Below are 12,962 nucleotides of genomic sequence, written 5' to 3'. Positions count from 1 at the left end.
GTGCGGATCATGCCCGGAGCCACCAACGCCCGCAACTACTCCCAGTGCGATTCGCTGCTGATCGGTGATAAATGCGGTGCCCACACCTTCCCTTACATCGACGTCCGCAACTCCTCGGCCCATATGGAACACGAGGCCTCCACCTCCAAAATAAGCGAGGATCAGATTTTTTACTGTCAGCAGCGGGGCATCTCCACCGAGGATGCCGTGTCGATGATCGTCAACGGCTTCTGCAAGGAGGTCTTCCGCAAGCTGCCGATGGAGTTCGCCGTGGAAGCCCGCAGGCTGCTGGAGGTTAGCCTGGAGGGAAGCGTCGGGTAATCCACTGATCGTGTGAGGACCCACTGTGTTAAAGAAAGAATTAGGAATGCTTGAAATCAAGAATTTGCACGTGAGCATTGAGGGGAATGAAATCCTCAAAGGTATCGACCTGAAGGTTAATTCCGGGGAGCTCCACGCCGTCATGGGTCCCAATGGTTCGGGCAAGAGTACCTTCGCCCAGGTGCTGGCGGGCCGGGACATCTATGATGTCACCGCCGGCGAGGTGCTCTACAATGGGCGGAATCTGCTGGCGATGAGCCCGGAGGAGCGCTCCCGGGAAGGGATCTTCCTATCGTTCCAGTATCCGGTGGTTATTCCCGGGGTCAACAATACTTATTTCCTGCAGGCGGCGGTTAACGCCCAGCGCAAATACCGGGGTGAGGAGGAGATCGACGCGGTGGACTTTCTCGCGCTAATCAAGGAAAAGGTCAAGCTGGTGCAGCTCGATGAGAGCTTTCTGCAGCGCCCGGTGAATGAGGGCTTCTCCGGCGGCGAGAAAAAGCGCAATGAGATCCTGCAGATGCTTACCCTCGAACCCCGGCTGGCCATCCTGGACGAGACCGATTCGGGCCTGGATATCGACGCCTTGAAGATTATTGCGGAAGGGGTGAACCGCTTCCGCCGTCCCGAGCGGGCCTTCCTGGTCATCACCCATTACCAGCGCATTCTGAACTATATCCAGCCGGACCGGGTCCACGTGCTGGTTGACGGCCGCATCGCCCGGTCGGGCGGTCCCGAACTGGCGCAGCAGCTGGAAGAAAAGGGCTACGGCTGGATTCAAGCGGAGGCGACCGCGGCTATCAAAAGGATGTGAGAAACCGTGACAGCGATCGCCACTATTACCGACTTCTACCGCACCAGTTTCGATCACCTGGAACAGGAGGCTTCCAAAAACCTGCCGGAAGCGGTGCGCCAACTGCGCCAGACCGCCATGGATCGGTTCGAGGAACTGGGCTTCCCCACCACCCGCATGGAAGAGTGGCGCAATACCAGCGTAGAGCCGATCACCAGGACCAGATTTCATCTGGCTGGTGATGGCAGTTCGGTTGATCTTCCGATAATTGAACCCTTCCGCCTTGAAAACAGCCTGCAGGTGGTGGCGGCGGATGGTCGGTTCAGGCCGGAATTACTGCGGCTGGAAGGTCTGCCACCGCAGGTGGAGGTCCGGGGTCTGGCGGAAGTCCTGGCCAACTATCCTGAAAGTGTGCTTCCTCACCTGGGGCAATATGCTGATTTCCAAAGACAGGCCTTCGTAGCCCTGAATACGGCCTTTCTCTCGGATGGAATCTTTATTCGGGTGCCACCAGGCACAGTGCTGGAGCGGCCAATCCATGTGATTCATTTTACAGCACCTGACGGCAGGCCGACCCGTACGCATCCCCGCACCCTGGTGCTGGCTGGCGAAAACTGCCAGCTGACGGTGCTGGAGCACTACGCCGGACATCCCGGCAGACCGGCCTTCACCAACGCCGTCACCGAAATCGTCGCGGGCGCCCGGTCCGTTATCGACTATGTTCGGGTGCAGCAGGAGCCAGACGACGCCAGTCACGTCGGCACCGTTCACACCCACCAGGAAGCCGACAGCCGGGTGGCCCTCCATGCCGTCACCCTGAGTGGCGGCCTGGTCCGCAACGACGTGAACGCTGTCCTGAAGGGTGAGGGGGCTGAAATAGCCATGAACGGGCTGTATCTAGTGAAGGGGCACCAGCATGTGGATAACCACACCCGGATCGACCACGTAGCACCCCATTGCACCAGTATAGAAAATTATAAGGGCATTCTTGATGGCCAGGGCCGAGCGGTCTTCAACGGCCGGATTGTGGTCCATCCGCATGCGCAGAAGACCAATGCCGCGCAGTCCAATAAGAATCTGATGTTCTCCGATAAGGCGTTGGTGAATACCAATCCGCAGCTGGAAATTTATGCCGACGATGTGAAGTGCACCCATGGGGCAGCCGTGGGTCAGATTGATGAAGAGGCCATCTTCTACTTACTCTCCCGCGGCATCGACCGGATGACGGCTCAGAGCCTGCTGATCCATGGGTTTACCCAGGAGATTATCGCCATGATAAGGATCGCTACTATCCGGCAAGCGGTGAATAATCTGGTTGCTGGCTGGCTCGCCAATGGGCGGGTTCCTTCAGAGCAGGCATAATGTTATTGTATCGCAAGAGGGTAATATCCAATGGATGACCTCCGGGATCTCTATCAGCAGCTGATCCTGGATCACAATCAGAATCCGCGGAATTTCCACGAGCCGGAAGGTGCCAATCGCGAGGCCCACGGAGATAATCCCCTCTGCGGTGATGAGATTAATTTGTTCATTAAACTCGAGGATGACGTTATCCGGGACATCGGTTTCCTGGGTTCGGGATGTGCGATCTCAAAGGCTTCGGCTTCCATCATGACCACGGTTTTGAAGGGTAAGACCAGGGCCGAGGCCCTGGCGCTGCTCGACCGTTTTCATCGCATGGCGACCACCGGTGAAGTCGACGCCGAGCAGCTGGGCAAGCTGGCGGCCCTGGCTGACGTTCATAAATACCCCGTGCGGGTGAAATGTGCCATGCTGCCTTGGCGCACCATGGAGGCGAGTCTTGAGGAACGGCAAGGCATCATCTCGACAGAATAAATAAGGTTTTGAGGTAAAGACATGCAGACCAGAGAAGTTGTTACCCTGCGCCGCGACTGTGAGGGCGTTCTCATCCCATCAGGCGACCAGATCACCTTGAAGAAGGGCCAGGAAGTGATCATCACCCAGGCCCTCGGAGGCAGTTATACCGTCATCATCTCAGGCAATCTGGCTCGCATCGATGGTATGGATGCGGATGCCCTGGGAAAGGAGGTTACTCCAGCGGGTAAGGCAGACGCCGGTGCCGCCCCTGCCGGAGAGGTTGACAAGCAGCTGATATGGGACCAGTTGAAGATGTGCTATGATCCCGAAATTCCCGTGAATATCGTGGATTTAGGCCTGATTTATGATTTGAGGATCACCCCGATGGAAGATGGGTCCGGTCAACGGGTAGCGATCAAGATGACCCTCACCGCACCCGGCTGCGGTATGGGTCCCATAATTGCCGAGGATGTTCGCTGGAAGGTTCTGGCAGTGCCGGGAGTGGCGGAAGCCAGCGTGGCGCTGGTCTGGGAGCCCCTGTGGAACCAGAATATGATGTCCGAAGCGGCCCGGCTGCAGCTCGGCATACTGTAAGCTACGACAGTATTCAATGCTGCCCGCAGTGTCCCCGGCCAGCCACCTGAGCGAATCCTGATGAATGAGAAGACCGCCGCGCTGACCGAGCCAGGCCCGCCGACACCCCCCTGGGAGCTGGAACGCATCCGGGACGATTTCCCCGCCCTTAAGCAGTATATGCGTGGCAAACCGCTGGTCTATCTGGATAATGCCGCCACCTCCCAGAAACCGCGCCAGGTCATAGCCGCCATCACCCAGCACTATGAAAGGGATAACGCCAACGTCCACCGCGCCATTTACGAGCTCGGGGAGCGGGCTACCAGAGCTTACGAGTCAGCCCGGCAAAAAGTAGCCGAGTTCATCAATGCCGAGGATTGGCGCTCCATCGTGTTTACCCGGGGCGCTACCGAAGCCATTAACCTGATCGCCTACGCCTGGGGACGGCACAACCTCGGCCCCGGGGATGAAATCCTCATCACCGAGATGGAGCACCACAGCAACATTATCCCCTGGCAGCTGCTGGCCCGGGACACCGGCGCTATCCTGCGCTACATCCCCATCGCCGATGACTATACTCTCGATCTTGAGGCTCCTGAAAAGTATTTCAGCAAGCGCTCCAGAATTGTAGCTGTGGTACACCAGTCCAACGTCTTGGGTACAGTGAACCCGGTTAAAGCGATTGCGCAGCAGGCTAAAGAAGCAGGCGCTCTCGTCCTGGTTGATGGGGCCCAGAGTGTGCCCCATTTCAGGGTGGATGTGCAGGAATTGGGCTGCGATTTTCTGGCCTTTTCCGGCCACAAGATGCTTGGACCCACTGGCGTAGGTGTGCTCTATGCCAGGACGGCGCTTCTGGAATCCATGGAACCGTTCCTCGGGGGCGGTGAAATGATCAGCATGGTAACCATGCAGGGCGCCACCTGGAATGAGATTCCCTGGAAGTTCGAGGCGGGGACCCCTAACGTTGCCCAGGCTATTGGCCTGGGTGCGGCCATCGATTACCTCAACCGCCTGGGCATGGACGCTATCGCGGATTACTGCAACCAGCTCACCCGCTATGCCCGTCAGGTTCTGGGCCCGCTGCCGGGGATCACCATTTACGGCCACGCCCCGACCAGCAACTCGGCGATTCCCTTCAATCTGGAGGGTATCCATCCCCATGACCTGGCACAGCTGCTGGATCAGGAGGGCATCGCCGTTAGGGCCGGGCACCACTGCGCTCAGCCACTGATGCGCCGGCTGGGTGTGAGCGCCACTACCCGGGCCAGCCTCTATTTCTACAATACCTCTGACGAGATCGACCGCCTGGCCGCAGGGATCGACAAGGCCGCCCGGTTTTTAGGTAGCCGCCGTTAGCGGTATCCTGTAGGCTCTTCCCCTCATTTAGGCCCCGCTTAAACTCCGGCCAGCCTGCGTTTATACTCCCGCAACGCCTCGTCGAGGCGCTCGCGGGCGGTGGTATCACCAGGTATGTTGTGGGAGGGATGGATGTAAAGGTGTTCGCCCCGTTCCACCAGCAGTTCAGCGACGGTGGTGATAATCATCCAGACGGCCGAGGTGAAGGCGATCGTAGAGATGGGACCGACCTTGTCCCGGTGGTTTTTCAGCGCGATGGTGGCGTCCTCCGCCGGTACGCAGGTATCCACGACAATATCGGCGATCTCGAAGATCTGCTTGCCGGAAGAGTGCCGGGTGCGCTTACCCTGGAATGCATCTGCTGATCCTGTGGCCACCACCTTCATGCCTATCCGCTTAGCCTCCAGAGCGATATCGATATTGAGGTTGTTGATCCCCGAGTGGGAAAAAATCCACATGGTATCCCGGGGATCGAAGCTGTAGCTCTTCATAATCGCCTGACCATAGCCTTCCAGCCGTTCCAGAAAGAGAAATTGGTGGATTCCCATTTCCCCGATGATGTGGGTGAAGAATGACAGCGGCAGTTCGATCAGGGGATGGAAGCCGACGAAGCCGCCGATGCGCGGATACATTTCCTCGACCGGCAAGGTGGCGTGCCCGCAGCCGAAGGTGTGGACCCAGCGCTGCGCTTGAATGGAGCCGGCCATGACTTCCGCCGCCTGGCGGATGTTCTCCCTCTGGGTGGCTTCAATCCGATCCATCACCTGTCGGGCATTGGTAAGCCAATCTTTCGCAGACATAACGACCCCCTTTCAGACGGATGGGTTAAGAGTTCGGCGCTAAAATTGATACTCTTCGCAGTACGGCCCCGAAGATAATCTGCATAATGATGATCGAAGCAGGTATGATGATCAATGCCAGGCGTAAGCTGGCCGCGTTCCCGATGATCCCGGTCAGGTAGGGTAGCAGCATACCCCCTACCAGTGCGATCACAAACGCGATGCTGAAGGCGGTCCCGGATAAGGTTGGGTAGCGGTCGCCGATATAGCCGAGGATGACCGGGAAACCCGCCCCGAAACCGACGCCGATCAGAAGCAAACCCGGCAGGGCCAGCGCTATCCCCGTCGAGAACAGCATCATCACCGACCCCACGAACGCAATGCTTAATGAGACCCGCAGGACCGGGACCGGGGACACCCGTTTGAGAATTACGCCCAGGACCAGCCTCGCGCTGATCATGCCCACCCAGTAGAGTGCGAGATAGAGCACTGCTCGGCTGGTACCGATGCCCAGCTCCTCGTTGAAAAAGGCGGCCGACCAGCCACCGACCATCATCTCCATGCCACTTTCAAAAAACAGGATAAAGCCGAACAGCAGCAGCGTAACCTCCTTCAGCAATCCCACCCCGCTTCGGATCGGGAGCCCCTGGGCCTGTTTGGGAGCCGGAAATCGAATGGCTGCGAAGTAAATCAGGGGCAGCCCAACCGAAAACCCCACCCCGGCCAGAATTACTTCGTAGCTGAGCAAGTCCAGCAGCGAGCCCAGGATTAGGGGGACACCGAGGGCTCCGATGCCATAGAACATACCCAGCAGACTCAGACCGGCACTGCGGCCCTCCTCGCTGATGTCCGCCACCAGGGCGTTGCCCCCACCATTAATGATTCCACCACCAATGCCCACAACCAACACCGCCAAGCGCAGCAGCTGAAAGGAGGGGGCGAAAGCGACCCCTTCCAGACCCAGCAAGACCAGAACGGCACAGACAATAAGCAGATATTGGTAGCCGAAACGATCGACTATCGGCCCGAACACCAGTGATCCCAACAGGATTCCGAAGCTCATAAGCAGAAACAGGGAGCCCGCGCCGGCCTTGGTCACCTCGAACTTGGCCAGAACAGAAGGCAGAATTGCCCCCAGGACCGTCATAACGATGCCAAAGATCAATAGTCCCAGGCAGGCGGAAGTGAAAACCAGTCTACGGTTGTACATCGGGACTTGAGTCTCCTTACAGGTTTTGAATGCTGCGTAAGGCCAGGCTGGCGGCTCCCAGTAGTCCGGCGTCGCCACCCAGGGCCGAGGTCTCAATCGAGACCTGCTGAATACTGATGGGCTGGGCCCACCGGCGCGCCGCCGCCCTGATTCGGTCCATGAATTGGGCCGCCGGGCCGAACACGCCGCCGCCGAAAATAATCTTCTCGGGATTGAACAGGCTGACCAAATTTGCGGCGGCCATACCCCAGAATTCCACACATTCATCCACTACCCGGCTGGCGAGAGCATCACCTTTCGCGTAAGCTTCGAACACCTGCTGCGCCGTGAGGGCCTCCGGGGCCAGCCGCCGCAAAGGACTGGACGCATAGGCCTCATCCGCTGCAAGAGCGCGAGTCACCCTGGCGATACCCTCCCCCGAAGCATGGTACTCAAAACATCCGCAGCTGACATATTCGTCCCGGAAGGGCCGCTCCAGAGCCAGCCAGCCGATGGCCCCCGCGATGTCGCTGTGCCCCCGCAGGATGCGACCGTCCACCAGGATCCCGGCTCCAATGCCGGTACCCACCGCGACGAAAATGGCATTCCGGCAATCCCGGGCCACCCCCAACCACGTTTCACCCAGGATATAGCAGGCCCGATCGCTGTCGATGGTGACCCGAACGCTATCCGATTCCAGCTTTGAAGAGAGTTCGGCCAACAGAGGATAGTTTTCCCATCCGGGTATATTCGGTGCCCAGACGCGACCGGTTTGCGCGTAATAGATGCCGGGAACCGAGACACCAATTGCCTCAATAGCCCCCTTTTTACGACGTCCCGGGGCCAAGAGCAATCTAAGCTGATCGTGAATCAGAACCCCTACGTCGGACCCCTCCCGCCCCTCGATTAGAGCAACGTTTTTATGATGAATATTCCCGGCCTTATCGATGACGGCAGCAGCGACTTTCGTCCCACCCAGGTCCACTGCAATCACTGCCATGACGGCTACCTCTAGTTTATTCGGATTTACTTACCCAAAGAGCTCCAACCGACTTCCGCTCTGCAGCACTTTGTCCGGGCTAAAACTGGCTCTCCGGTCAACGCTGCTTTCTTCCAGGCTCTACCACGTGACTAAGGAGCCGGTGCCTTTTCTCTTTCTAAAATTATGATATGAGCGTATCTTAACACTACAACGGTTTATTTGCGCCGAATTGCATGTCCTCTGAGCAAAGTTTAAACTTCAGCACCTTTCTGGTCTGATCGACATCAGGAGCTAACAGTAATGTACCATTCGCTGGCTAGATCAGGGTTGATCTATCTCATCTTTGTGCTGCTGCCTACTAGTATCTATGGGCAGAAAGGAAAAATCGCTGGCCAGGTTTATGACCAGGACACGGGCGCGCCGCTGGCGGGCGCCAATCTCACGATAGAGCGGGTTTGGCAAGCCGGAAAGCCCCTCGAGCTTGAAATAAAGCAAGGCGCAGCCGCCGACCCGGAAGGCTACTACGTCCTGTTGAACATCACCCCGGGCACCTATGATATCAAGGCCACCATGATGGGCTATACGCCCCTGATCAAAAGCCAGGTCCAGGTAAATATTGACCGCACAATCGTTGTGGATTTCCCTCTGCAATCGACGGTATTGGAAATTGGGGCCGTGGAGGTGGTAGCCGAGACGGAATTAATCAAGGCGGACGTGTCATCTACTCAGGAGATCATCCGCAGCGAGCGCATCGCCCAGACCCCGGTTCTGAGGGTCGACGAATTTGTAAATAAGATTAAGGGAGTGGAGCTGGTAGCCACCAGTGAAGGACACGGCTTGAGCATCCGGGGCGGCGGAATCCGCGAGACCGATGTGAGGATCGATGGGATTTCCATTCGTGATCCCCGCACAGACAACTCTTACTTGTCCCTTAACTCTACTTCCGTCCAGGAGCTGCAGGTCTTAACCGGCGGTTTTGAAGCCAAATACGGGGGTTTCCGCTCGGGCCTGGTGAATGTAGTGACCAAGGAGGGCAGCCGCGAAAAGACCAGCTTCTCGCTCAAAGTGGATTACACCCCCCGTAATCAGAAGAAATGGTTCGGAGACAATCCCTGGAGTGATTCATCCTGGGTCTACCGTGTGTTCGCCGATACCTCGGCGGCGGGCTACGCCTGGCATGGCGTTCCGGATGAGGATACCCTGGTGCCGCCGGAGCTGACCGGATTCAACGGCTGGATGGCGCCCTACCGCGAACAGCGGATACTGAACTTCGAGGCCATCGGGCTGACCGTGGCCCCGACCAAGTTAACACCCGAACAGAAGCTCAAACTCTGGCAAATACAGCACCCGCAGTACACCTTTGCCAACAAACCCGATATGTTTATCGAGGGCACGCTCACCGGCCCGCTGCCGGGGGCTAGCCTCCCCGTCATCGGCGAGCTGCTGGGCAAGTCCACCTTTATGGTAGGCGGCAAATATGAAAATACCCAGTTCGCTTTTCCAATCGGCCCGATTAATGCCTATACCGACTGGAACGGGCAATTGAAAATCACTTCCCGACTGCGGCCTTCATTAAAGCTGTCATCCAATATCATGTATGCGGAAGTCAATACCCTGACTGCCGGGCAGCGCTCAAGCTTCGGCGGTGCCCTCATGGACATCTCCAGCCGCTTCAACTTCTTAAGCAATACCTACGAATCGGTCAATCAACAGGCCCAGATTCTAGGCCAATATGGCTTCGAGCAAATGTTTAACAAGAGCCGCCTGCAGTTCCTTACGCTCCGGTATCTCCTGGGTGGTGTTAACCTGACACATTCCATCAGTCCCAGGGCCTACTACACCCTGGACTTCCAGGTCACCTACAGCGACAATGTAATCCATCCCTTCTCAGCCGATCCTGACAACCCTGAATCGTGGGTCATTGTCGATACGGTACGGGTCGATCCAACCACCCTCGATACCATTTCTGTATTGAACTATCCCGAAATCGGCACTCCCAATGGCTCTACCAACTTCCTCCTGGATATCACCGGCCTTTTCCAGCTCTACGGCTGGTTGCAGGCGGCCGACTCATCCACTACCAGAACCGTGAGCCTGAAAGGTGACCTTACCGTGCAAGCTGGCCGGCACCATGAGATCGAAACGGGCTTCCATCTGCGCTATAACCATATGTCCGTGAATGCGGGCACCTGGCTTCAATCCGAAAAAAGTTGGACGCCGGACATCTGGCAGTATTACACCGCCACGCCGGTTGACCTGGGCGCTTATCTTCAGGACAAGCTGGAGTTCCGGGGCATGATCGCCAATATCGGCGTACGGGCGGAGTACTTCAATCCGCATAAAGGGAGCTATGTCGTGGAACACCCCCTGGACCAGGACTATGCCGACTTCTATAATCTGACCTATGAATACCTGCCGGGTGAATTCGGCTCCTGGGAACGGTGGGTTGCTTTCCGTGATTCGCTGGCAGCACCGAACGGTTGGCCGGCTATGAAAAATAGGGTTCAGTTCAAGCTTTCCCCGCGGCTGGGCGTGTCCTTCCCTATCTCGGCCAGCAGCAAGTTGTACTTCAATTATGGGCATTTCTATCAACGGCCCAACATCAATTTCCTCTATAACCAGTCGGTCTTTCCCGGCGGGGCGATCGTACCATCAACCGATCTCACCATGGAGCGCACCGTCCACTATGAATTCGGCTATGAGCAGCGCTTCCTGCGCAACTATCTATTCAACATCACCCTCTTTTATAAAGATATCGATAATGAACCGCTCAACCGCACCTATGTGGACTGGTGGGAGGAAATGGCGGTCTCACGGTATTACCCCGACCGATATGCGGATATAGATGGCATCGAATTACGGTTGGAGAAAAACATAGGGCGATTTATCACCTTCTGGGGCAATTATGAGTACCTGGTAAAGAGCCGCGGCCAGTCCGGCCTTTCCCATGTTTTTGAAAACCGGACCACCGCCCGCGAAGAGGAACGCAGTCCGAACATCACTACCTGGGATCCTTTACCGCGAGCGATATTCAGCCTGAACCTGCATCTGCCCCGGAAATGGGGGCCCGGGCTCGGGAGTTTCCGACCATTGGCTGGTATCCTGGTAAACACCACCTTCGAATGGAGAGATGGCGGTAAATATGTGGCCCGCCGGGACGCTATCACCGGGGTGGAGACCAAAGTGGCGGTTGTCGATTACTCCAACACCGACCTGCGGGCCTCCAAGGCGGTGGACATCGGCGGGGTAAATACGGAGATTGTCCTCACAGTAAGAAATCTTTTTAATCAGAAGAGACTGTATGTCGGGGCTATGAGCACTGCCCAGGCCGAACGCTATAAGGATTCCCTGAAATTCCCCTTCGAAGAAGGTACCGAGAAAGGCAATGACAAATGGGGGGAATGGGATAAGGAACATATCGAGCTGGGCTGGTTCACGGCACCTCTGTTCCCCAATCCCCGGCAGGTCTTGTTAGGTCTGCGCTTCAACTTCTAGACCAGGGCCGGCTTATTCCCATGACCATCAGGCCGCGATTGAGACGAAGGTAGTCCTGGCTCATCCCGAAAGAGGCGCGATGCTATTTCCCAAGGTGTACCGACAACAAGGATCGAATAACGGAATAAACATGTTGTGTCATAACAGGTCGCTAAATAATGGTTTGCTGGTGTTCTTATGCCTGGTCTTAGGGCCAGGGGCCTACGGCCAGAAAAACTTCAACGGCCCGCCCATGTTTCTGAACGTGAATGCCATTCGCCTCGATATGAAAAAGATCAATGGTGAAGGGCAGTTCACGACCCAGTACAGCTGGATGCTTACCGGTAACGACCGGGAGCAGACCGAAGTGTGGTATTATCCGCAGGACCAGTGGCATTCGCAGCTGCTCTACCAGATTTTTAATCCGGTGGCCCACGATGACAGCGGATTCGTCAATCAATATGGGGCTTGGCAGGTCATCCCGCCGGTTTTTACTCAGATGGGATATATCAGCCCGGGTATCAACGATTTCTCGTGGGAAATCCGCCGCTATCGTCCGCCGGAAGTATATGTCGATGAGGTGCCCCTGTTCCGTGAGTACCGCTGGGAAACCGATCCCACCTTGAAAGCTGATATGGTCGCCATCTGGGAGGATGTGCTGCCCTATTGGGGTTTCCGAACGCATATCGAGGTGTATGCCTTTAGTAATCCCAACCACGATAACTACCTCATCTGGAAGGCCACCTACCGTTTCACCGGTGAGACCAAGCGGCCCATCCAGAACCCCGGGCCGGATGACTTCTTTCCCGATCAAACCATTCGCCTCTGGTGGCCCCTGGCTTTCAGCTTCGGCCCCTCCAAGGCCGGTGAATATGCCGTCCTGCAAGGCAGCTTTGCCTTTGAAGGAGAAGATGATCTCGATAGCTGGTTTCCTCGTGAGTCCCAACTGGTAGCTGATCGTGCTCGTGATACTCTCAAAGTCGCTTATTACTGGGACTATAAGTTTAAAGGAGCGGCGGGATATCCCAACGGCAGCTTGGATGATTCCGGTGATCCCGATCGCCAGACTGGAAATCTGCTCGCGCCCCAGATCCCCGGTTATGCTCTACTGCATTGCGCGGTGAATAGCTTTAACCCAGCCGACGATGACCTTTCGCAACCTTACGCCTTGCCGCACGCGACTATTTTAGATGACCTGTGGGGCCGCCGCGACCCGGGCTTGCGAAACACCTACATCGGCAACGACAAGCGGGGACGCTTTCCCCTGGATCCCATCACCGAAGGATGGATGGCGCCTGATAGCTACCAGAAAGGCCCCATGCGATTTGTCACCATTGGACCCTACCAGCTTCGCAAGGACAGCGCCACGGACAGCTATGATGAAATCAACGCCGTTTATGCCATAGGTGTCGGTTCCCTTTCCTGGCAAGCTGCCGATAGCGTTGGCAAAGCATGGTTCGCCGGCGAAATCTCTGATAGCGCTAAAAATGCCGTTATCCTGACCGGCAGGGATTCCCTGTTCCAGGCGCTAGACCGGGCCTACTGGGCCTGGGACCGCGGGCTGGACATCCCCGATCCGCCGCCCCCACCCGATCTAAGCGTCCTGAGTGGCCCCAGGCAAAATATTGTCTCCTGGTCTTATCCCGATGCTGATTACTTCAAGGATCCCGACACCGG

11 protein-coding genes are annotated in these 12,962 nt (G+C 56.9%); 8 read left to right on the top strand and 3 right to left on the bottom strand.

The features are described from left to right. The 6 genes from ACETWG_04580 to ACETWG_04555 form a co-directional block, all read left to right on the top strand. On the top strand, positions 1 to 321 hold a 321-nt coding region (locus tag ACETWG_04580), incomplete at its 5' end, for a SufD family Fe-S cluster assembly protein (protein MFB0515867.1). 46 nt (positions 322 to 367) lie between these two features. Next, positions 368 to 1,135: a Fe-S cluster assembly ATPase SufC gene (gene sufC, locus ACETWG_04575; GenBank protein ID MFB0515866.1), complete on the top strand. Its 768-nt coding sequence runs from the start codon at positions 368 to 370 to the stop codon at positions 1,133 to 1,135. Positions 1,136 to 1,141: 6 nt separating this feature from the next. Continuing rightward, complete coding sequence (gene sufD, locus ACETWG_04570; GenBank protein MFB0515865.1) at positions 1,142 to 2,476, top strand: Fe-S cluster assembly protein SufD; 1,335 nt, start codon at positions 1,142 to 1,144, stop codon at positions 2,474 to 2,476. 30 nt (positions 2,477 to 2,506) lie between these two features. Continuing rightward, the gene (gene sufU, locus ACETWG_04565; GenBank protein ID MFB0515864.1) at positions 2,507 to 2,950 is read left to right on the top strand and encodes a Fe-S cluster assembly sulfur transfer protein SufU; all 444 of its coding nucleotides are present in this window, start codon (positions 2,507 to 2,509) and stop codon (positions 2,948 to 2,950) included. Positions 2,951 to 2,971: 21 nt separating this feature from the next. Then, a complete protein-coding gene (gene sufT, locus ACETWG_04560; protein ID MFB0515863.1) occupies positions 2,972 to 3,526 on the top strand; it encodes a putative Fe-S cluster assembly protein SufT in 555 nt (184 codons plus the stop codon). 60 nt (positions 3,527 to 3,586) lie between these two features. Continuing rightward, positions 3,587 to 4,861, top strand: coding sequence for an aminotransferase class V-fold PLP-dependent enzyme (locus tag ACETWG_04555; protein MFB0515862.1), 1,275 nt, complete (start codon positions 3,587 to 3,589; stop codon positions 4,859 to 4,861). A 38-nt stretch (positions 4,862 to 4,899) separates the two neighbouring features. On the opposite strand, the gene ACETWG_04550 is transcribed toward ACETWG_04555, so the two are convergent. From ACETWG_04550 to ACETWG_04540, 3 genes are read right to left on the bottom strand one after another with little or no spacing between them, the layout of a single operon-like run. Further along, on the bottom strand, positions 4,900 to 5,661 hold the full coding sequence (locus tag ACETWG_04550) for a sugar isomerase domain-containing protein (protein ID MFB0515861.1): 762 nt from the start codon (positions 5,659 to 5,661) through the stop codon (positions 4,900 to 4,902). A 25-nt stretch (positions 5,662 to 5,686) separates the two neighbouring features. Continuing rightward, complete coding sequence (locus ACETWG_04545; protein ID MFB0515860.1) at positions 5,687 to 6,850, bottom strand: sugar MFS transporter; 1,164 nt, start codon at positions 6,848 to 6,850, stop codon at positions 5,687 to 5,689. Positions 6,851 to 6,866: 16 nt separating this feature from the next. After that, positions 6,867 to 7,829: an ROK family protein gene (locus ACETWG_04540; protein ID MFB0515859.1), complete on the bottom strand. Its 963-nt coding sequence runs from the start codon at positions 7,827 to 7,829 to the stop codon at positions 6,867 to 6,869. 282 nt (positions 7,830 to 8,111) lie between these two features. On the opposite strand from ACETWG_04540, the gene ACETWG_04535 reads away from it, so the two are divergent. Further along, the gene (locus ACETWG_04535; GenBank protein MFB0515858.1) at positions 8,112 to 11,306 is read left to right on the top strand and encodes a TonB-dependent receptor domain-containing protein; all 3,195 of its coding nucleotides are present in this window, start codon (positions 8,112 to 8,114) and stop codon (positions 11,304 to 11,306) included. A gap of 169 nt (positions 11,307 to 11,475) precedes the next feature. Continuing rightward, a partial coding sequence (locus tag ACETWG_04530; GenBank protein ID MFB0515857.1) for a hypothetical protein occupies positions 11,476 to 12,962 on the top strand: 1,487 nt, incomplete at its 3' end.

Source organism: Candidatus Neomarinimicrobiota bacterium (genome assembly GCA_041862535.1).
Taxonomy (GTDB): domain Bacteria; phylum Fidelibacterota; class Marinisomatia; order SCGC-AAA003-L08; family TS1B11.
Note: the sequence above shows the minus strand (reverse complement) of the source record. Positions and strands in the feature narration are given on the sequence as shown.

What these genes read in the sequence shown, in the direction of transcription:
- sufC (MFB0515866.1), top strand. Translation starts at nt 368, where the DNA reads ATGCTTGAAATCAAGAATTTGCACGTGAGCATTGAGGGGAATGAAATC.
- sufU (MFB0515864.1), top strand. Translation starts at nt 2,507, where the DNA reads ATGGATGACCTCCGGGATCTCTATCAGCAGCTGATCCTGGATCACAAT.
- sufT (MFB0515863.1), top strand. Translation starts at nt 2,972, where the DNA reads ATGCAGACCAGAGAAGTTGTTACCCTGCGCCGCGACTGTGAGGGCGTT.
- ACETWG_04555 (MFB0515862.1), top strand. Translation starts at nt 3,587, where the DNA reads ATGAATGAGAAGACCGCCGCGCTGACCGAGCCAGGCCCGCCGACACCC.
- ACETWG_04550 (MFB0515861.1), bottom strand. Translation starts at nt 5,661, where the DNA reads ATGTCTGCGAAAGATTGGCTTACCAATGCCCGACAGGTGATGGATCGG.
- ACETWG_04545 (MFB0515860.1), bottom strand. Translation starts at nt 6,850, where the DNA reads ATGTACAACCGTAGACTGGTTTTCACTTCCGCCTGCCTGGGACTATTG.
- ACETWG_04540 (MFB0515859.1), bottom strand. Translation starts at nt 7,829, where the DNA reads ATGGCAGTGATTGCAGTGGACCTGGGTGGGACGAAAGTCGCTGCTGCC.
- ACETWG_04535 (MFB0515858.1), top strand. Translation starts at nt 8,112, where the DNA reads ATGTACCATTCGCTGGCTAGATCAGGGTTGATCTATCTCATCTTTGTG.